Raw genomic sequence first — 21,122 nt, 5'->3', positions numbered from 1 at the left:
TCACTAGACGAAATCAGCCGTAAGGCCTAGCGTCAACGACGCGCATGTGCGCTAATCTTGTGAATAAGAGACAAGGCATCAGGCCGCGTCGAACCTCGAAGGAGGGGTATTATGGCTGATTTTGATTTGGGCGAAGGCGTCCGCAAGGTTCTGCTGGCTGGCATCGGTGCTCTGGCCACCGGTTACGAGAAGAGCAGCGAGATCGTCGATGACCTCGTCAAGAAGGGTGAGCTGACCGTTGAGCAGGGCAAGTCCCTGAACACTGAGCTCAAGCGCAAGGTTGGCGAGGCTCTGGTCAACGATGCGAATAAAGATGAGTCGGCTAAGGACGAGCCCATTGATACAACCGAGGCCGAGCCGTCTGATTCCGCAAACAAGGACTGATTGTTTTCGTGATTCACAAGACAACGGAGCAGGCGGTGCAGCATAGCGTGCGTGATACTCAATCGCATAACTCAGCTGCCAATACTCAGCCGGGCACTTCATCAGGGGTGCCCGGCTCAATGTCGTCTGCTTCGCAGTCCGCACCTGCTGACACGGCGAGCAATGCTCACACTACGGGGGACTCGCGTTCCACGTCATATCCTCCGACCGCGGCATACGCACAATGGGCGGCCGTCAATACGGAAACCATTGGGCTTTTTGGTCCCAAACGAGATGATTTCTCGCAGCGCTACCATCTGACTCGCCGCAGCAAGATGAAGCGCTTGGCGCAAATCGTGCGCATCGTCAATCAGTTCGATGCGCTGAAAGGTTTGACGCCGGTAAAAATGCGCCTGATGTGCGAGGCGCTCGGTCCCACATTCGTTAAAGTAGGCCAGATTCTCTCCATGCGCTCCGAGATTTTGCCGCAGAGTTTCTGCGACGAACTGGCCAAGCTTCGCGCAGATGCCGATCCAATGCCTTATGCCACGGTGTTGGACGTGCTGTCGGCCGAATATGGTCGCCCTGCTAGTGAGGTCTTCGAGCATATTGATTTGAAGCCGTTGGGTTCGGCGTCGCTGGCCCAAGTGCATCGCGCTAGGTTGAAAACCGGCGAAGATGTGGCAATCAAAGTGCAGCGCCCAGGTGTGCGCGAAACTATGGCGCAAGACGTGGCCATTATGCGCTCCATTGCCAAAGCGGCAAGCAAGGTAATGAGCAATTCGCAGATCGTCGACCTCAAAGGTGTGGTCGAAGAGCTCTGGGATACCTTCGAATCCGAAACAGACTTTTTGGTGGAAGCGCGTAATCTCGCGGAATTCAAACGATTCGCCTCGCGCTTCAAGTACATGGATTGCCCGACGCCCTACCCTGATCTGTGCACCGAGCATGTGGTGGTCATGGATTATGTGGACGGTATCTCCGTTTCGCATTCCAGCGAACTGGTAGAGGCCGGCTACGATCTTAAAGATATCGGTACCAAGCTGGTCGACAATTATGCCACCCAGATTTTGGATGATGGATTCTTCCACGCCGACCCGCACCCGGGCAACATCATCATTCGTGGCGGGCAGATCGTGCTCATCGACCTTGGCATGACCGGCCGGCTCGATGCCAAAACCCGCGCGGTGATGAAAGACATGATCTTCGCTGTGGCCAAGCAGAATTCGCCGGACTTGGCAGACGGTTTGTTGCGCTTCGCCGGCACGGAAGCCGACCCTGCCGATTATCCGTCATTGCTGGCGGATCTGGACGTGATTGTCAAAGAATACGGCACCGTGGACTTGAAGGACTTGGACCTCGCTGCCTTCATCACCGCCTTGACGTCGCTGGCACAGCGTCACGGTATTGAGGTACCCAGCACCATTACCACCGTTGGACGCGCACTGGTCACGTTGGAAGGACTCTTGGATGAGTTCATTCCGGACGTGAACATGATTGAGATCATCTCCCAACATATTGCGACTTCCAAAACTACAAGCCAAGCCATCAAAGATGAGCTCAAAGATTTGGGCGTCGAAAGCCATGTGGCGCTGCACAGCGCGTTGGATGCTATGAGCGAGCTCAATGTGGCCGCCCGCATGCTCACCCGTGGTCAGCTGCGTATGAACATGGAGCTTGTGGGTTCGCAAGAGCCGTTCCAGCTGCTGAGTGATATGGTGAATCGACTCACGATGGCTCTGATCGTGGTGGGTCTGTTCATCGGTTCGTCCATCGTCTATTACGCCGGTATGAAGCCGATTATCTTCGGTATTCCGATTGTGGGTTTCCTGGGGTATGTGGTGGCCTTCGTGCTGGGCGTCTGGATTGTTATTGACATCTACTTGAAGGGCCGCAAAGTCAAGAAGCGGTAACTGTTCGGCAAATCTTCTATTTTTCCATATCCTATGGCTCGTCTGTCATGATGTTGCCAAAGTTGCCGAATGCTTTCAATAATTTTTTTGAACCGATAAAAGAAACAATCATGTAAAACTCAAGAAACGCCGAAATATAGGCTTTATGGAGATTTAAATTTGACTTTATACCGGTATCAAAATATAGTTTCTCGTGACAACGGAGAACGAGGTCGGCAAGGACGGCGAACAGTCCAAGTCGGTCAACAATGATTCGTCCATGCCGACGTCAGCACCAACCACCGGTGCATAAACCACAGAGAAAAAGGAAACCTATGTCATCCACAACGAAGAAGGATGTCAACAGCCTCTCGGTGATCCTGCCGATGCTGTCCATATCGCTGTTCCTCACCAGCTACAGCGTTGTCAACGGCGTTATCCCACAGTTGGGGCGTGCGCTCAACGTCGATAACACCGCCGCGGAGTTGCTCTCCACCACACCATCATTGACCGCATTGGCCACGTTGCTCATCAGCCCGGCTCTGGCACGCTTCTTCGGCCTGAAAAAGGTCATCGGCGCCGGCCTGTTCCTCGTGGGCATCACCGCCTTCGTGCCGATGTTCGCCACGAACTTCGCTGTCGTAATGGCTGCTCGTGTGCTCTTCGGCATGGGTCTCGGCCTGTACAATTCGCTGGCCATCACCCTGATTCAGATGCTGTATTCCGGTAACCGCCGTGCCACCCTGCTCGGCATCCGTGGTGCCACTGAAAACCTAGGCCAGGCCATTATGACCGCGCTGGTTTCCGTGTTCGTGCTCATCGCCGGCTGGCAGGGCGCCTTCATCGTTTACCTGTTCGCGTTCCCGGTGCTCATCTGGTTCTGGTTCCAGGTTCCGGACGTGCACCTCGACAAATCCGGCTCCTCGGACATGGAAGCCGAAGAGAACGTCAACATCTACCCTGAGCAGACCAGCCCGATTCTCGGTGCGTTCTGCGTGTGCGCCGCACTCTACATGGTGTTCTTCAACGCCATCAACGTGCGCTTCGCCGAAATCGCCCAGAAGATTCTGAACGATCCTCACCATGATTCGTCCGTAATCATCTCTGTGGGCATCCTGTTCGCAGTGGTGGCCGGCTTCGTCTACGGCTTCTTGGAGAAGAAGTTTGGCGACAACACTTACTACATCGGTATGGGCGTCTACTTCCTCGGCAGCCTGCTCGTCTCCCTCGCTGGCAGCAGCTATGTTGTGCTGGTCATCGGCTTCTTCCTGTTCAACTTCCCTGGCCCGATCCTGGGACCGTTCCTGTGCAACCGCATCCCGAAGTACGCTAAGAAGAGCTCTCAGGCATTCTGGTCCACCATGATCATCCTGTCCTTCCATGTTGGTGTGTTCGTCTCCCCGCTGGCTATGAAGGCGGTTATGATGATTACCGGTTCCACTGATCCAGCTGCTCCATTCCCTTGGTTCACCGCAGGCTTCGCCATCATGATTGCCGCAGTGCTGGTTTGGCAGCTCACCCATAAGAAGAACGCTCAGCCGGCTTTGGCCTGAGATTTCGAGCAACACTGAACGTAACTTGCAATCAAAGAATCTCTAGCCTGATTCCAAGCGCCTCATTACGAGGCGCTTTTTTGTACCGGTATACATCTAACGGTTTGCGTACAATAAAGCGCACAGAACATAAGCTAGGCGGTATGCCGGTGTATGACTTTGGAACACCAAGTCAGGGAGGTATGTGCATGCCCAGAACGAAGCGCGGCACCGCGCCTTCCATCCGCGATGTGGCGGCGGTAGCCAATGTCTCAGTGCCCACGATGTCGCGGTATTTGAAGGACCCCAGCAGAGTCAGTGAGAAGAAACGCGTGGCCATCGCAGCCGCCATTGAAAAACTGAACTACCGGCCGAATCCTATCGCCCGCGCGCTCGCCCTCGACATGAGCGAATCGATTGCAGTGATGTCTGCCGATACCAGACTGTATGGTCGCACACAAACCTTCTATGGCATCGAACGCAAAGCGCAGGAAATCGGCTATCCGACTACGATTTACGTGCTTGATTCACGCGGCGGAGATTGGATGCTGGGCAGTGTGCGCTCCTGCCTCGATCGCAGCCCGGCCGGTGTGATTCTTATTGATTACGATCGCCTCACCGACAGTGTGGTCTCCCATATTCCATCCACGACTCCGCTGGTGATTATCGGCGGTCCGCGGCATGAGGACCGTGCGCAGATTCATTTGTGCGAATACGACAGTGCTTATGCGATGACCAAGCATCTGCTAGCTTTGGGGCATGCGACTGTGCACTATGTGGCGGTGCCGTCCGACGTGGATGCGCGTGAGGATGGTTGGCGTATGGCGTTAAGTGATGCTCATGTGCCGGCTCCGGCACCGATCGCTACAACGTGGGATGCGGAAAAAGCCATCGCCATCGGGCAGCAGCTTGGTGAGGATGATAGTGTCACCGCTATTTTCGCCGGCAATGATGAGATTGCAATGGGTGTGATGCGGGGCTTGGCAATAGCCGGTAAGCGGGTACCTGAGGATGTGATTGTGGCCGGATTCGATGACCACACGCTTTCGAGAGTGTGGAATCCGCCGCTGACCACGATTCGGCAGCATTTCGATGAGGCTGGCGAGCATGCGGTGACGATGCTCAAACAGCAGATTGATGATGTGGTCAACAATCGTCCACGCGGTGAGGCGTGGACGATGTTCGACAAGATCGCCGGCGAATTAGTGAAACGCGAATCCACCGGCGAATTGGCTCGCGCGGCTGTGGAAGAGCGGTAGTCAGAGACTACGGCTGCAGCCGCGCGGATTGCGCTACTCGCGCGTCACTTCAATGAGCACGGCATGTTCCGGCGCAAGCTGCGGCGGACGAATACCCCACTGCGTGAGCGTGGCGCCATCCACCGTGGTGCCCTCATCCGTCCACCAGCTCAGTGCCGTGCGGCAATTCGGGCTGAACTCCTGCTCATAGCGGGTGATGCCGCCAAGCGGGCGAATCCGGTAGCGCGCTGCATCATCCAAGCCAGGTAGCCTGACCAAGCCATACGGGTAATCCTGAGAAGAGGAGACCGCAGCAAACCGGTACACCGCACGCGAACGATCTTGGGAGATAAGTCCATCGACGCGAATGGCCGGATCCGGAACATCCGCGTGCACCAGAGTGCCTTGAGGAATATCCTGCCTGCGCTGCTTATACAAATCCACCCAGCTCTTCAGCTGCTGCAAGTCAGCGTCGCTCAGCTTCATAATGTTCCATTCGATGCCGAGATGGCCGAAGAACGCCATCGACGCACGCATGGTAAGCGACGTGGCGCGGCGGGTTGCATGATTTGGGGATTCGGAAATATGCTCACCAATCATTTCTGGCGGTACCAGCAGGGATGTGCCACGCTGAATATCGGCACGCTCCACCGGATCAGTGCAATCAGAAGCCCATACGCGGCTGCAACGCGCCAATACTCCGGCATCGATACGACCACCACCAGATGAGCAGGATTCGATTTCCAATCCCGGATGGCGCTCACGCAGATGATCAACAATCGCATAGAAAGCTTCGGTCTGCTTGTGCACAGCGGGGCGGCCGGATGCAGGGGAGAGGGGTTCAGTGAGGAAACGGTTGTGGTCCCACTTGATGTAATCGATATGGTATTCGCTCACGAGCGTATCAATGGCATGCTCCACATAGGCGGCGGCCGCGGGGTTCGTCAGATCAATGACCTGCTGTGCGCGCGATGCCATCGGCAGTCGCTCGCCATTCGGAGCGAGCATCCAATCAGGGTGGGCGCGTGCCACATCTGAGTCGGGGCTAATCATTTCCGGCTCAAACCACAGGCCGAATTCCATACCCAGATCATGCACATGATGGGCCACGGTCCCCAAACCCTCCGGCCACAACGTGGAGTCGACCTGCCAGTCGCCAAGCGCCTTGGTATCGTCGCGGCGGCCCTTGAACCAGCCATCATCGATAACGAATCGTTCTACACCAACCTCAGCGGCGCGATCGGCCAAAGCGATAACCTTGCCCTCGCTTTGCGCAAAGTACATGGCCTCCCAGGTATTGAGCATCACCGGGCGCGGCTTGGCAAGTTCTGGATGCAGCGCGCGCAAGTAGGTGTGGAACTTTGCCGAGACCTCGTTCAAGCCCTCCCCGATACCGACGAGCAAACGTGGCGCATGATAGGTGGCGCCTTGCGTCAATTCAATCTCACCCATGTAGGGCAGTTCGCCGCCGCCGATAACGCCATGCGTATATGGAGTGCGCTCAATAAACGTGGTGGAATTGCCGCTGAACGCCACATGAGCGCAGACAACCAAGCCATGTTCGAAGCCAAAGCCGCGCTCGCCAGCAGTGAGCAGGGTGGTGGCGTTGAAGTTCGGGCGGCCCATGCGCGATTCCTTGGCGAACACGCCTTCGGTAAGTGCCTGGCGCTGCAAAGCGCGTTCGCGCAGATGATGGCCGGTGCAGGATTCCACTTCCGAGACCTGCGGCGGCAGCGGTACAACCGGTGCCAGACGCTGAACGGTCAGCGGCGATTCACCGGTGTTGGTCAGATCGGTGTCTACGCGGATAAGTCCTTCCGGGCCAATGGCAACGGTCATTGTAAGAGCGAGTTTGGCGGTATTGTCCGTAGCGCTGAACGTAACGGAATTTTCCGCAGGTTCAACGTGAGTCACCGTGAACTTGGGGAATATTTCCACGCCGTTGCGTGCCACTTGGATGGCGGGCGTGCCGGTCCAGCCTTCGGCCTGTGTGGGCAGGAGCGTGGGCATTTCACCGGTTTGCAGACCGGCATCAAGTGTCTGCGGGAATTGCGGGTCCGGTTTTGTGGCTGTGGGTTCGTTTGCCGTTGACGCCGCTGCGGCCGGTGCTGTGCCGCGCGTGATGGCGACGATACGCGGGAGTCTGCCTTCGCTGAACCCAAGAGTCACATGAGTCGGTTTGTTGGTTGGCGGGATCGTGGTGTTGCCATCATGAGCCTGCGTCGGCTGGCTGATGGCGATGGTGGTCATCTGCATGTGCATACCTCGTTGTTATGGGTGATAACGAGGAATATCATATAAGATTTATACCGGTATCACAATTTAAAAACGCAGTAATATTGCGAGAAAAGACATATAGATGATACCGATATAATATTTATGGAAAACCAGTGCTGCGTTGTGAATATCTACAGCTGAATATGCAAAAGCCCGGACCGCAAGGTATTTCAGTCCAGGCTTTTTGCAGACAGGTGTGCTAGTCCAGCGGCAGTGTGGATTCCCGCTGAATAAGGCGGCAGGGCACATAGTCCACGCCGTGATGCGGATTGCCGTCGATGGCATCCATCAGGTACCGTGCGGCGCGTCGGCCGATGGCTTCGGTTTCGTTGTCGATGGAGGTCAGCGAGGGGCGAGAGCCGGAGGTAAGCACGGACCAGTTATCGTGGCCGATAACAGCAACATCATCTGGAATGGCCAAGCCTTGCTGCTTCAGCACATCGATGCAACCGCGGGCCAGCTGATCGCTCTGGCATACCACGGCATCGAATTGCACGCCTTGGTCAAGCAGCAGTCTCGTGGCCGCGCGGCCCCACTCTTCGGCCCATTTACCGTAGCGAATCGGTCCGGCCGGCTGGATTCCAAGTTCGGCCAATGCTTCCAGCGCACCCTTGGTGCGATCGGTGGCTGCAGTATAGGTTTCATCGCCACCGATGATGGCGATATGCCGGCGTCCGCAGGAAATCAGATGATTGACGGCCATGCGTCCGGCATCCACGTTGTCGCAGGTCACCGAGCAGTCGTTGGTGTCGGTTGAGGGCCCGTATACATAGACCAACGGTACGCCCCAATCCTGGCCGAGCGAGGGGCGGGGATTGGTTTCGCGTTGCACAATAAGCAGTCCGTCTACTTTCAGCGACAGCAGTTTCTCTACATGCTGCCGCTCGAGGGCAACGTCGCCGCGGGCGTTGGCCAATAATACGGAAGTGGATTGCGCGCGCAGCTCATTTTCTGCGCCGATAAGAATAGGTGTGGAGAAGCGGCCTTGGAGGTCGGAGGTGACCAAGCCGATTAATCCGGAAGTGCCGCGGGCGAGAGATTGCGCCAATTTGTTGGGGGAGTAGTTCAATTGACGAGCGGCATCGAGTACGCGCTGTTTGGTGTCGTCGCTGATGCGTGGCTTGTTGTGCAGCGCCTTGGATGCGGTGGCCAGAGACACTCCGGCCAGAGCGGCTACATCCTCAAGTCGTGCCGAACGTCCGGTCGGGGTCTGGGACATCATGCCTCGATTCCTTTTATATATATGTTGTAGTTCTAGTATGCGCGTTTGCGCTTGCCGCCACGCTCTGTTTTCGGGGGGCGCTTGGAGGGCGTACCGCCTAGAATCAGATGCGCGGCGAAGTTGCCAGTTGAGTACGTCGCTGTGCTGCATCGTATTGTAGCGCGAAAGTGCGAAAAGTTTTCGCAAGGTGTGTTTCGCAAGAGTTGTTTTATAACAAAACGATAACAGAGATGTTCACTTTTGCAGAAAGTGCATGAAAGCGTTTGGTTTGTGTTTGATTTTGTTCAATTGATGCGACACGCCGTGAAAACACTGAAAATAAGCCAATAATTCAGTGGATAATGCACTGAAGATGATGGCGTAAACCGGTTTGATATGCGAAAGAAAGCGAAAGTGCGAAAGCGGTTTTGCAAAATGGGTCTTGTTCGTTTATATTGAGAAAAGGCTTTCGCAGGGTTTCGTTCTACCGAAGAAGAAGGATGAAACCTCGAAGAACCGGAGGCGGAAACTCCGCCACCGCCTCTCAGAGATGAGCGGAACATTTTAGAGAAAGAAGCGAATATGTCCTTCAACAAGGTCACTCGTGCACTCGCAGGCATCGCTGCCGCTGCAATGCTGATCCCGCTGGCCGCCTGCGGCGGTTCCGGCAATGGTGGCTCTGCCACCGCCGAAGGCATCCCGGCAAAGGGTACCGATGACGGTACCGAAATCACCCTGTGGACCCGTTCTCCACTGGAGCGTCAGGCCAAGGCTGCTGTTGAGGCTTACAACAAGAGCCACAAGAACCAGGTCAAGCTGGAAATCATCCCGAACGATGATATGGAAGGCAAGGTCGGCGGCGCTTCCCAGACCGACTCCCTGCCTGATATTCTCGCCGGCGACGTTGTTCGTATTCCGTACTGGGCTTCCGAAGGTATCTTCACCGAAATCACCGATCAGATCAACGGCCTCGACAACCTGAAGGACATTCAGCAGGGCCACATCAAGGCTGGCACCGTGGACGGTGCCGAGTACACCCTGCCGTTCATCACCGATGTTTCCGTGTGGGTCTGGAACAAGGACCTCTACAAGGAAGCCGGTCTGGATCCTGAGCAGGGCCCGACCGACATCAAGACCTTCACCGAGCAGGCCAAGAAGGTTGCTGCCCTGAACAAGGACGGCGTTGCCGGCTCCTACCTCGCCGGTCAGTCCGGTGGCGCACTGGTCTTCGACCTCTTCCCGTCCGTGTGGGCTGATGGCGAATCCGTCATGAACGACGACGGCACCGAAGCCACCCTGAACAATGATTCCATGAAGGCCGTGCTCGACTCCTACAAGGAACTCGCCAACACCACCAACGGCCTCGGCGCAGGCTCCAAGGAAGAGACCGGTGCCACCTGGACCGCTCCGTTCGCCAACGGCAAGATTGGTGTGATGCCTTACCCGAACACCTCCCTCAACGACATCTTCGATGCTGAGAAGGACGGCGGCTTCCAGGTTGGCGTGACCCCGATCGCTGGTACTTCCGGCAAGACCTCCACCTTCCTCGGTGGCGATGCAATGGGTATCTCCAAGGACTCCAAGCACGTTGCTCAGGCTTGGAACTTCCTCTACTGGCTGATGCAGTCCGACACTCAGAAGGAAGTCTTCGCTGACAATGGCTACACCGCTTCCAACATCCAGACCCTGAAGACCGCTTACAAGGATGCTGATCCTCGTATCCAGACCATCAACTCCACCATCATCGATGGCAATGGCCAGACCCCGAAGTCCGCAGCCTTCAACGAGGCCTTCAACGCCGCTGGTTCTCCGTGGCAGCTGCTCGTCCAGAACGCTGTCTGGGGCGACGGCAACCTCAAGTCCGACAACCAGGCTGTGAGCGACGTCCTGTCTGCTCAGTGAGCTTGAGATCAGCAATCAGCTGAACTAGCTACCAATAACTGAATATCGCTCCCCTCAATCGCTTACGCGATAGTTCCTTTCAAAGGAACTGAGCATAACCATCTGGCTCCCCTCCTCGAGGGGAGCTGTCACCACAGGTGACTGAGGGGAGCATTCTTATGCTCAAAATACATCATTTCGACTGTGTTCTGCTGCCAAGGCCGATTCCATCTTCCTGTTGTACTCTCCTTCCTTTTCTCCTTCGTACAGGAATCGACCTTGATAACGGATTGCATTTCGATCCGAAATTCGATCAAAGTTCGATCGTCTGATCACATCCATTTCCCCACAAAGGAGTGAAACATGTCGAGTGTTTCCAAGTCCGCCGCGGCCGTGCCTGAGCACAAGTCCACGGCAAAGGCCCAGGCGTTCAAGCGCGGTATCCTGTACGCGCTTCCGGACTGGGTAATGATTATCGTCCTGTTCTTTGTGCCGATCGTGCTGCTCGTCATCATGGCGTGCTCCCGCTGGAGCCTGCTCGGCGGCAACCGTGGCACCAACTTCCCGGACAACTTTGTCAAGGTATTTGAACACAAGCTGTTCTGGCCGTCCATCGGCTTCACGCTTGAATACACCGTGATCGTGACGATCTTCCTGCTGGTGCTCGGCCTCGGTATGGCTCTGATTGTGCAGGAATCCACCAAGTGGAACAATGTGCTGCGTACCTGCTTCCTGCTGCCGTCCGCAACCGGTCTGGCCTCCGCGTCCCTGCTGTTCTACGCGCTGTACTCCCCGCAGGTCGGCCCTATCACCAAGATTCTCTCCACGCTGGGTCTGATGCAGGAAGGCGGTTCGGTGCTCGCCACTGGCCAATCCGCACTGTGGGCCACGATTATCGTGATCGTCTGGCGCTTCTCTGGCTACTACATGCTGCTCATGATGATTGGTCTGCAGGCCATCCCCGGTGACCTGTACGAAGCCGCCCGCATGGACGGCGCCGGCACCTGGCGCATCTTCCGCTCCATCACCCTGCCGCTGATGAAGCCCACCATCGTGATGTGCCTGGTCTACTGCGTGACTGGTTCCATCCTCGCCTTCGATCAGTTCTTCATTCTGACCAAGGGTGGCCCGAACAACTCCACGATGACCGTGGTGCAGCTCATCTACAACTTCGCCTTCGATTCCAAGAAGGACCTCGGCATGGCAGCAGCCCTCTCGCTGGTTGTGCTCATCGCCCTGGTGATTATCAACTCCATTCAGATGCGCGGTATGCGCGACAACACCAAGTGAGAAAGGGGAGGTAATTCATTATGACTACCCCATTGTGGAAGCGCGTCATCGCTCGAATTCTTGAAGCCCTGCTGGCCCTGATCTTCATCAGCCCGCTGATCTGGGTTGTGATTAGCTCCTTCAGCCCGCAGCCCGGTTCCGCCCAGTCCAAGGGCTGGGGCGTGGCCAACTACCTGACCCTGTTCGGTTACCAGGAAGGCCTGCCGAAGTACCTGTTCAACTCCATCATCGTGAGCCTTGTTGCCGTGGTGTTCTCCGTTGTGGTCTGCACCCTGGCCGGCTACTCCTTCTCCCGCTTTGACTACCCGGGCCGTAACCTCGGCTTCATGGTGACCCTGTCCATCCTGATGGTGCCGTACGCATCCCTGCTGATCCCGCTGATGGTGTGGTTCAAGGACATCGGCCTCAACGACACCCTGCTTGGCGTCGGCCTCGTGATCACGCTGTTCCAGCTGCCTATGAGCACCTTCATCATGCGCAACGCATTCGATGCCATCCCGAAGGATATGGAAGAGGCTGCAATGGTTGATGGCTGCAACTCCTTCCAGGCACTGTTTAAGATCTTGGTCCCGGTGGTCAAGCCTTCTATGGTGACCGTTGGCCTGCTGGCCTTCCTTGAGGCATGGAACAACTTCATGATTCCGCTGTACTTGAGCTCTTCCGCCAAGTCCACCCTGCCGCTCGCTATGGTGAACATGCGCCAGCAGACGATGGGCGTCATCGACTACGGTGCCACCGAAGCCGGCGTTGTGGTTCTGCTCATACCATGCGCCATCCTCTTCCTCGCCCTCCAAAAGTACTACGTCAAGGGCTTTATGGCTGGTGCAGTGAAGGGCTGACTTTCCCCTATTTGGCTCCCCTTGTCAGGGGAGCTGTCACCGCAGGTGACTGAGGGGTAGTTCTTATTCCAAGAGAACGAAGCCTTATTCAAAACTTTTCATCACAAGAACTTGTGAAAGGTCAATCATGAAGGTAACGATTACCTCCCCGTTCTGGAAGCAGCGTCGCGACCAGATCGTCGAATCGGTGATCCCGTACCAGTGGGGCGTGATGAACGACGAAATCGACACCGTCGTTCCCGATGATCCTGCTGGCAACCAGCTCTCCGATAACAAAAGCCATGCTGTAGCCAACCTGAAGGTGGCTGCCGGTGAACTTGACGATGAGTTCCACGGCATGGTCTTCCAAGATTCCGACGTCTACAAATGGTTGGAAGAGGCTGCCTACGCGCTGGCCTACCATCCGGATCCTGAACTGCAGGCATTGTGCGATAAGACCGTTGATCTGATTGCCCGTGCCCAGCAGGATGACGGCTATCTCGATACGCCGTATCAGATCAAGTCCGGTGTGTGGGCCAACCGACCGCGTTTCAGCCTGATTCAGCAGAGCCACGAAATGTATGTGATGGGTCACTACATCGAGGCTGCTGTGGCATACCATCAGGTGACCGGCAATGAGCAGGCACTTGATGTGGCCAAGAAGATGGCTGACTGCTTGGATGCGAACTTCGGTCCGGAAGACGGCAAGATTCATGGTGCCGATGGCCACCCGGAAATCGAGCTCGCTCTCGCCAAGCTGTATGAGGAAACCCATGAGGAGCGTTACCTGACGCTTGCCCAATACCTCATCGACGTGCGTGGTCAGGACCCTGAGTTCTATGCCAAGCAGCTCAAGGCCATGAACGGCGACAATATCTTCCCGGATCTGGGCTTCTACAAGCCCACGTACTTCCAGGCTGCACAGCCTGTGCGCAACCAGCAGACCGCTGACGGCCATGCTGTGCGCGTCGGCTACCTGTGCACCGGAGTCGCTCACGTTGGCCGACTGCTCGGTGATGAAGGACTGATCGAAACCGCCAAACGCTTCTGGAAGAACATCGTCACCAAGCGCATGTACGTCACTGGTGCCATCGGATCCACCCATGTGGGCGAATCGTTCACCTACGATTACGATCTGCCGAACGACACGATGTACGGCGAAACCTGCGCCTCCGTGGCCATGAGCATGTTCGCCCTGCAAATGCTGGATATTGAAGCCAAGGGCGAGTACGCCGACGTGTTGGAAAAGGAACTGTTCAACGGTTCCATCGCCGGCATCAGCCTCGACGGCAAGCAGTACTACTACGTCAACGCTTTGGAGACTACGCCTGATGGTCTGGCCAACCCGGACCGCCATCATGTGCTTTCTCACCGCGTGGACTGGTTCGGTTGCGCTTGCTGCCCGGCCAACATCGCCCGTCTCATCGCGTCCGTGGATCGTTACATCTACACCGAGCGCGATGGCGGTAAGAACGTGTTGAGCCACCAGTTCATCGCCAACAATGCTGAATTCGCATCCGGCCTGACCGTGGAACAGCGCTCCAACTTCCCGTGGGATGGTCATGTGGAATATACGGTTGCGTTGCCCACATCCGCGCAGCTCAGCTCTGTGCGTTTCGGTCTTCGCATTCCTGGCTGGTCGCTGGGCAAGTACACGCTGACGGTGAACGGCAAGCCCGCTGCTGCCGATGTGGAAGACGGTTTCGTCTACCTGACGGTCAACGCCGGCGACACGTTGGAGATCGCTCTCGATTTGGACATGTCTGTGAAATTCGTGCGTGCCAACTCCCATGTGCGCTCCGACGCCGGTCAGGTGGCCGTGACCCGTGGTCCGCTGGTCTACTGCTCCGAGCAAGCGGATAACCCCGGCGATCTGTGGACCTATCGTCTCGCTGATGGCGTGACCGGTAAGGATGCCAATGTTGCATTCCAGCCTGATTTGCTGGGTGGTGTAGACACCGTTGAGCTGCCGGCTGTCCGTGAGAGTGCAGATGACGACGATGCGCCGCTCTACGTGGATGCCGATGAAGCTCGCGCTGGTGAGTCAGCCACGCTGAAATTGGTGCCGTACTACTCGTGGGCCAACCGCGAAGTCGGCGAAATGCGTGTCTTCCAGCGCCGCTAGGCCATGATTTCCGAGGATTGCCTCGGAACGCAATAAAAAGAGTTGCTCTGCCGGCAATCAGTCGGTAGAGCAACTCTTGAATAGATTCTTATGCGGTTGGAGCTTGTGAAAGCTGCAATCGCATAGGCCAGTTGTGCGAATCGATTGGAGCCGAGAAGCACATCTGGGGAATGAGGTCTCCCGTGTGGGCACATGCCTGCACGGGAGATTTTTATTGCTCTGTTAAACCAAGATTGACATGCCCCTTATTTTGGCTCCCCCTGTCAGGGGAGCTGGCGGCGAAGCCGACTGAGGGGTAGTCCGGGATATTCGTGTCAATCTTGGTTTAACAGAGATTTTTATTGCTTCCAGTGTAGAAGATATTACGAATGTATATCCGCTTTTGGTGAGTGAAGACACGCTGCACTATGCGAAAATAAATGCGAAAACATGAAAATAACAAGGATTATGTTCGATTTGAGCATTGTAATCACTGAGGAAAGATTGCGAAACCGTATTCACTCAGTTATGATATGAAATCAGTTCTAGCGGGTCGCTCCAACCTCGGCATCCAAAGCAGGATACTGAAATCAGACCTACTGAATCCTCATTCCAAACCCCTATAACCAATGAAGGCAAAACCGGCGAACAATACAGACTGCGTAGTCTGACGTTCCACGGTATAAGTTCCGGCCGCACGGCTGCGGCTCAATCCTCAAGCACATAGGCGAGAGGCCGGGGCAGAGAGGTTCAAGCAGGAATGCATCAATCAGCACGAAAGCGGTGGCTCGCGTCAGTGGGCGCAGTCGCCGCAGTCGCCACGCTGGCCACTGGCGGCGCGTTCACCGCAAATGCGGCGGACACAATGAGCCATCCCAATGCGGATGTGGCCTATCCAACATTTACCGGTTCCAGCGATCCGATGAAAACGGCCGAAAACACGGTCTCCTACAATCCGACCACCAGCTATCTGGCCGAAACCTTCGCCAAGGATCAAGCCAACGGTGCCGGCACTGATACAGACCATGATTTCTGGATTGATTCGATTCTGGCCCGCACCGGCGCGCAGCCGAACGGCAAGAGCTCCAACAGCAAGGGCGATTACACCTATGAGGGCTCCGATGGCAACAACTATCTGTTCACTCGTGGCCGCGCCGCCTACATGTACACGCACACCCCAGGCCGTCTGGGCTTCGTGGGCGATACCGCATACTGGGACCAGACCAGCCAGAACGGCTATACCATTACGGTGGAAGCGGACGGCAAGACCCAGACGCTCAACGAAGACACGTCACAGCGCAAGCAGACCCCAAGCTACTTCAAGACGGTATTCCAGACCAGCGGCAAGACGCTGAAAATCACCGAAGTCAAATACATCACCAACAACAACGTCATGGTGACCAACCTGACTGTGGAAAGCACCGCTGACCGTGACGTAACCATTACCGCAGCCTCGCCGTTCGCCACCACCGGCGATGATGGCGCTGCCGAACTGACCGGTCGCTTCAACGTCAAGAACAATCTGACCACCATCTACCCACGCTTCTCCGGCAACGATTTCACCGTTTCCAGTGGCAAGCTCACCTCCACGCTGAGCCTTAAGTCAGGCGAAGCACAGACCACCAAGCTGCAGCTCGGTCTGATCGCCAACGAACTGCCGGATTCCACCACCGAGTACGAAGCTCGTTACACCGGTGATCTCAAGGATCCGGCCGCTTCCTACAAGGATTCCGTCACCACCTACAACCAATGGTGGGTCGACAACGCTCCCTATGTGGATACCCCGGAAGACAACATCGACAAAACCGTGGTCTACCGCTGGTGGCTGAGCCGATTCAACATGCTCGACGCCAACATGCCCGGCAACACCTTCCAGTACCCAACCTCCATCGAAGGCGTGCTCGGCTACAACAACCAGATCGTGCTCACCTCCGGCATGTTCATGATGGACACCAAGTGGTTCCGCAACCCGGAGTACTCCTACGGCACATGGCTTTCCGCCGGCGATACCGCCAAGAAGGGCAAGTCCGGCTATTACTACTACCACGACAACCCGGGCGATCCAGCCAACTGGAACCACAGCTACACGCAGTACATCACGCGCGCCGGCTGGGATTCCTACAAGGTGCATGGCGGTCCATCCACCGTGGCCGAGAAGCTCGCCGATCAGGGCGCCGAAGATGTGCAAGGTCTGCTCAACTCCAACACCGAGTCGGACAACAACGACAACCAGAACAACAACAAGAACAGCCTGATCGACTGGTCCTGGTGGTCGATGACCGGTAATGATGCCGACGCAGTCTCCTTCTCCGAACCGGGACGCTCCGGGCAGCGTATGGATCGAGCTGACGGCTCCGCCAACATGTGGGCCAACGCCAACGCCGCAGCCCAGGCATACAAGGCCGCAGGCGATACCGCCAACGCTGAGAAGATGCAGAAGATTGCCGACAACATCAAGCAGGATGTTCTTGACAACCTGTGGGATTCCTCCGACAATCTGATCAAGCACAAGTGGCTCAGCGATGGTGCCTTCGCCAAGTACAAGGAAATCAACAATTACTACCCGTACTCCGAAGGGCTGATGCCAACCGGCAACAGTGACTACAACCAGGCGCTGCGCCTGTTCGCCGATTCCGACGAGTTCCCGATCTTCCCGTTCTTCACCGCCAACCAGGCGGATAAGGCGGCCCTGAACTTCCCAGGTTCCAACAACTTCTCCATCATCAATGCTCAGCCGTTGCTGCAGGTGTACTCCTCTGGCATTCGCAACTACGATGCCAACAAGAACGGCTACATCACCAACGAACAATTCAAGAAACTGCTGTACTGGGTGGCATTCGCCCACTATCAGGGCGGCAACAACGAGTACCCGGACCAGAACGAATTCTGGAACGAGGACAATAACAATGTTGGCGATCTGAACGGTGATGGCAAAGTCAACAACCAGGATAAGAACCTGGATGCTGCACAGAATGGTGGCAAAATCACTTATCGCTCCTGGATTCACCACACCCAGCTCGGCACTACGAACTGGACGATGATTGAGGACGTGGCCGGCATGGTGCCGCGCGAGGACAACAAGATCGAGCTCAACCCGATTGAAATCCCCGGCTGGAACTACTTCACCGTCAACAACCTGAGCTACCACGGTCAGGATGTTTCCATCGTGTGGGATAAGGATGGTAGCCACTACGGTGGTCCCGCAGGCTACAGCCTGTATGTGGGAGGCAAGCTCGCCTTTACTTCCGACAAGCTCGCTCACCTTATCTACGATCCATCCGCAGGTACTGTTGAGGACGCTGATAAGGCAGGCGTGACCATCACCAGCGCCACCGGCTCCGACCTCAAGGCTGCCAACCAGGTTGCCTTCACTGCTGACCAGCGCGTGACCGATTTGTTCGCCAAGGCTGGCACGAACGTCGACTCCGCTTCCAAGTCCACCACCAACGTTGCTGAAGGCGGCAGCACCGAAGCCACCTACAACGATGCCAAGGGCTATGAAAAGGAGAACGCCGTTGACGGCAAGACCGTGATGGAATCGTTCTGGGGTACCAAGGGCTCTAAGAATAAGACCGATTCCTTGACTGTCACATTCAAGAATGGCGCTCAGGATATTGATGATATCCGCCTCTACTACTACCAGACTTCGTCCAGCCAGACGATTTCCGGTTACGCAGAACCCGCCAACTACAAGCTGGAGTATCAGAAGGAAGACGGCACATGGGTCCCGATTGAGGGCCAAGTGCGCACGCCGAATTACGCCAGCGCCAACTACAACCGTATCCAATTCACACCAGTGAAGGCCAAGGCCATTCGCGCCACCTTCACGCCGCAAGCTGGCATGGCTGTAGGCATTAAGGAAATCGAGGCCTACAACACTGGTATCAAGCCGACCGGTGCTTCTGAGAATCAGGCACCTGAAGTTGACGCCTATGTTTCCTCCAGCACAGCATCCGGCGCCACCCTCGTCGGTACCGTGAAGGATGACGGTTTGCCGGCCGATGGTGAGATCTCCACCAAGTGGGAACTCGTCTCCGGTCCGGAAGGCGGCACCGCCAAGTTCGTGGACGATACGGCTGCCAGCACCACCGTCACCTTCAATAAGGAAGGCGACTATGTGCTGAAGCTCACCGCATCCGATGGTGAACTGAGCACTGACAAGCAGATCACCGTGCATGGCATCCCGTCTGACGGGACCGTGAACGTGGCCCCGCAGTCCTCCGCCTCCGCCAGCTACACCAACGGCTACCAGCCAAAGGATAACGCCAAGAAGGTCGTCGATGGTCAGGTGGTGTATACCAACACTCCGAACGAGACCTGGAACAACTGGGGAGACAACACTGGCGTTGAGCCGTGGCTGCAACTGCAGTGGTCCGGCAAGGTGCCGTTGAAGAAGGCCAAGCTGTACTTCTGGACTGACGGCGGCGGCGTGCCGATGGTCAGCTCCTGGAAGTTGCAGTATGCCGACGCTGACGGCAACTGGCAGGATGTGAAGCTGGCTGACGGTCAGTCCTACACCACGAACCAGAATCAGGGCAACGAGGTGAAGTTCGCCGAAACCATCGAAACCGACAAGTTGCGTGTGGTCTTCCCGAAGGGTGCGATTGTGGGTGCCTCCGAGTTTGAGACATACGCCATCGAGCCGCAGTCCGTGGACGAGGTGAGCCGCATGGTGCAGACCGGCACCAAGGCCGCCGATCTCAACCTGCCGAAGACGGTAAGCGCCACTTACACCGATGGTTCCCGCCGTGACCTCGCAGTCACTTGGGGCAATGTAACCGATGCTCAGCTGGTCGATGGCGCCAACATCGATGTGAAGGGTACGGTTGCCGGTGCTCTGAGTGGTTCAGTGGCACATGTTTCCGTTCGCTCCGATGCCAACGCACAGACCAAGGGCAACGCTCAGCCGGTTGAACAAACCGTCTACCAGAACGCCAAGTCCATCGATCTGCCTGCCACGGTTCCGGTAAAGTTCCCGAACGGTGTGAACGATGACCGCGAAGTCACTTGGAAGACCGCCGACGCCAAGGCCATCGATCTGACCAAGGTTGGCGACTACACGGTAAGCGGCACCGTCAAAGATGGTTCCTCCGATGCGGCCGCAACGCTGATCGTGCATGTGGTTGCCGATCCGAACGGCTCCTCTGAGCCGGAACCGGAGCCCGAACCGCTGACCGGTTGGATTGAAGGCAAGGCTACGAACACCTCGGCTTCCGCTGAAGCCAGCTGGTCCAAGGCCGAAGGCAAGCTCAACGACGGCGTAGTCGTCGATGATACTTGGCCTGATACCGACGATCAGGATGTGAATGCCAAGGTCTGGGGATCTTGGGGTGCTGCCGTTGACGGCATGTACGCTCAGTATGACTTCGGCCAGGACGTAACCGTGGATTCCAGCCGCGCCCAGTTCTGGGCCAACTTCGCCGAAACTGATGATGCCAAGGGTGGTCTGGAAATTCCGGAAGCCTGGAAGATTCAGTACCTCGCCGAAGACGGTTCCTGGAAGGATGTTGAGCCCACTGGCGATGGTGCGTACCAGACCGTGCGCAACTCGCCTGCCGCTCGCGCCACCGAGAACGATGGTTGGAGCACTGTAACCTTCAAGCCGGTTACCACCAAGTCGCTGCGACTCGTACTCACCCCGCACACCGGCACCGGTACTTTCGGTGCGGCTGTGGCCGAATGGGGCGTGCGCGCTGTTGACAAGACCGAGCCTGAGCCCGAGCAGGTGGATAAGGCCGCGCTCCAGTCTGCTCTGGAGGCAGCCAACAGTCTCGACGGTAGCAAGTTCGCCGCCGATGCATATGCCGAGTTCCAGCAGGCCATCGCCTCTGCACAGGCCGTCTACGATGCCGCTGACGCCACTGCCGAAGATGTTGCCAAGGCTGTCGAAGCGCTGAATGCTGCTCAAGACAAGCTCAAGGGCTACGCTCTGGCCGACGCGCAAGCCAAGAGCGATCTGCAGACTCTGGTTGATCAGGCGAAGCAGACCGAGGCTGATTCCTCCAAGTACACGGAGGATTCATTCAAGGCCGCCAAGCTGGATGAAGCTATCGAGGCTGGTGAAGCCGCGCTTGCCAAGGGCGATCAGGCTCTGGCCACTGAGGTTTCCGGTGCTACTACTGGTCTGAAGACTGCTCTGAAGACCTTGGTTAAGAAGGTCGTCAAGGACAATCTCCAGACTTCGATTAATCGTGCCAGCAAGGCCGATAAGTCGAAGTACACCGAGAAGGCTTGGAATGCGTTGCAGGACGCTATCAAGGCCGCGCAGAAGGTCTTCGACAATGCCGACGCCACCCAGCCGGAAGCCGATGCCGCTCAGGACGCTCTTGACAAGGCCTACTACAACACCAAGGGTGAGCAGAAACCTGGTTCCCAGCAGCCCGGTGTGACCGACAACAAGAAGAAGGGTGGTCTGACCGACACTGGTGCTGCGGTATCCGCAGTGGCAGCTGCGGCCGTGCTGTTCGCCGCTGCCGGAGTGACCATCCTGAAGCGCTGCCAATCCGATGCCCGATAATCCAATTCA

General features: G+C 56.6%; 10 protein-coding genes and 1 pseudogene. 9 read left to right on the top strand and 2 right to left on the bottom strand.

Features of this window, described 5'->3' with window-relative positions:
* Nucleotides 1-111: 111 nt before the first annotated feature.
* From BISA_RS05450 to BISA_RS05435, 4 genes and pseudogenes are all read left to right on the top strand, one after another.
* Complete coding sequence (locus tag BISA_RS05450) at nucleotides 112-384, top strand: hypothetical protein (RefSeq protein WP_051917350.1); 273 nt, start codon at nucleotides 112-114, stop codon at nucleotides 382-384.
* 119 nt (nucleotides 385-503) lie between these two features.
* Entirely contained in the window at nucleotides 504-2,276 is a 1,773-nt protein-coding gene (locus tag BISA_RS05445; protein WP_081890023.1) for an ABC1 kinase family protein, read from the top strand.
* Nucleotides 2,277-2,524: 248 nt separating this feature from the next.
* Nucleotides 2,525-3,103, top strand: a pseudogene (locus tag BISA_RS13600) (MFS transporter); the annotation flags it as partial.
* 893 nt (nucleotides 3,104-3,996) lie between these two features.
* Nucleotides 3,997-5,046, top strand: a complete 1,050-nt coding sequence (locus BISA_RS05435; protein WP_033890672.1) for a LacI family DNA-binding transcriptional regulator — start codon at nucleotides 3,997-3,999, stop codon at nucleotides 5,044-5,046.
* Nucleotides 5,047-5,079: 33 nt separating this feature from the next.
* On the opposite strand, the gene BISA_RS05430 is transcribed toward BISA_RS05435, so the two are convergent.
* A complete protein-coding gene (locus tag BISA_RS05430; protein ID WP_051917349.1) occupies nucleotides 5,080-7,281 on the bottom strand; it encodes an alpha-galactosidase in 2,202 nt (733 codons plus the stop codon).
* A 220-nt stretch (nucleotides 7,282-7,501) separates the two neighbouring features.
* The gene (locus BISA_RS05425; protein WP_081890020.1) at nucleotides 7,502-8,524 is read right to left on the bottom strand and encodes a LacI family DNA-binding transcriptional regulator; all 1,023 of its coding nucleotides are present in this window, start codon (nucleotides 8,522-8,524) and stop codon (nucleotides 7,502-7,504) included.
* Between the two features lie 561 nt (nucleotides 8,525-9,085).
* Between BISA_RS05425 and BISA_RS05420 the strand changes: the two genes are divergently transcribed.
* The 5 genes from BISA_RS05420 (at nucleotide 9,086) to hypBA2 (ending at nucleotide 21,113) form a co-directional block, all read left to right on the top strand.
* Nucleotides 9,086-10,405: an ABC transporter substrate-binding protein gene (locus tag BISA_RS05420; protein ID WP_033890671.1), complete on the top strand. Its 1,320-nt coding sequence runs from the start codon at nucleotides 9,086-9,088 to the stop codon at nucleotides 10,403-10,405.
* 342 nt (nucleotides 10,406-10,747) lie between these two features.
* Nucleotides 10,748-11,674, top strand: coding sequence for a carbohydrate ABC transporter permease (locus tag BISA_RS05415; protein WP_033890670.1), 927 nt, complete (start codon nucleotides 10,748-10,750; stop codon nucleotides 11,672-11,674).
* Between the two features lie 20 nt (nucleotides 11,675-11,694).
* Complete coding sequence (locus BISA_RS05410) at nucleotides 11,695-12,513, top strand: carbohydrate ABC transporter permease (protein WP_033890669.1); 819 nt, start codon at nucleotides 11,695-11,697, stop codon at nucleotides 12,511-12,513.
* A 127-nt stretch (nucleotides 12,514-12,640) separates the two neighbouring features.
* Nucleotides 12,641-14,617, top strand: a complete 1,977-nt coding sequence (locus BISA_RS05405) for a glycoside hydrolase family 127 protein (RefSeq protein ID WP_033890668.1) — start codon at nucleotides 12,641-12,643, stop codon at nucleotides 14,615-14,617.
* A 739-nt stretch (nucleotides 14,618-15,356) separates the two neighbouring features.
* Nucleotides 15,357-21,113: a beta-L-arabinobiosidase HypBA2 gene (gene hypBA2 / locus BISA_RS05400; RefSeq protein ID WP_033890667.1), complete on the top strand. Its 5,757-nt coding sequence runs from the start codon at nucleotides 15,357-15,359 to the stop codon at nucleotides 21,111-21,113.
* The last annotated feature ends 9 nt before the right edge of the window (nucleotides 21,114-21,122 follow it).

Origin of the sequence: Bifidobacterium saguini DSM 23967, assembly GCF_000741715.1 — a bacterium.
GTDB lineage: Bacteria > Actinomycetota > Actinomycetes > Actinomycetales > Bifidobacteriaceae > Bifidobacterium > Bifidobacterium saguini.
This window is presented reverse-complemented; position numbering and strand designations above follow the sequence as displayed.

Bases quoted from the DNA above. Each gene is read 5' to 3' on its own strand.
- BISA_RS05435 (WP_033890672.1), top strand. From the start codon at position 3,997: ATGCCCAGAACGAAGCGCGGCACCGCGCCTTCCATCCGCGATGTGGCG.
- BISA_RS05445 (WP_081890023.1), top strand. From the start codon at position 504: ATGTCGTCTGCTTCGCAGTCCGCACCTGCTGACACGGCGAGCAATGCT.
- BISA_RS05410 (WP_033890669.1), top strand. From the start codon at position 11,695: ATGACTACCCCATTGTGGAAGCGCGTCATCGCTCGAATTCTTGAAGCC.
- BISA_RS05420 (WP_033890671.1), top strand. From the start codon at position 9,086: ATGTCCTTCAACAAGGTCACTCGTGCACTCGCAGGCATCGCTGCCGCT.
- hypBA2 (WP_033890667.1), top strand. From the start codon at position 15,357: ATGCATCAATCAGCACGAAAGCGGTGGCTCGCGTCAGTGGGCGCAGTC.
- BISA_RS05425 (WP_081890020.1), bottom strand. From the start codon at position 8,524: ATGATGTCCCAGACCCCGACCGGACGTTCGGCACGACTTGAGGATGTA.
- BISA_RS05450 (WP_051917350.1), top strand. From the start codon at position 112: ATGGCTGATTTTGATTTGGGCGAAGGCGTCCGCAAGGTTCTGCTGGCT.
- BISA_RS05430 (WP_051917349.1), bottom strand. From the start codon at position 7,281: ATGCAGATGACCACCATCGCCATCAGCCAGCCGACGCAGGCTCATGAT.
- BISA_RS05415 (WP_033890670.1), top strand. From the start codon at position 10,748: ATGTCGAGTGTTTCCAAGTCCGCCGCGGCCGTGCCTGAGCACAAGTCC.
- BISA_RS05405 (WP_033890668.1), top strand. From the start codon at position 12,641: ATGAAGGTAACGATTACCTCCCCGTTCTGGAAGCAGCGTCGCGACCAG.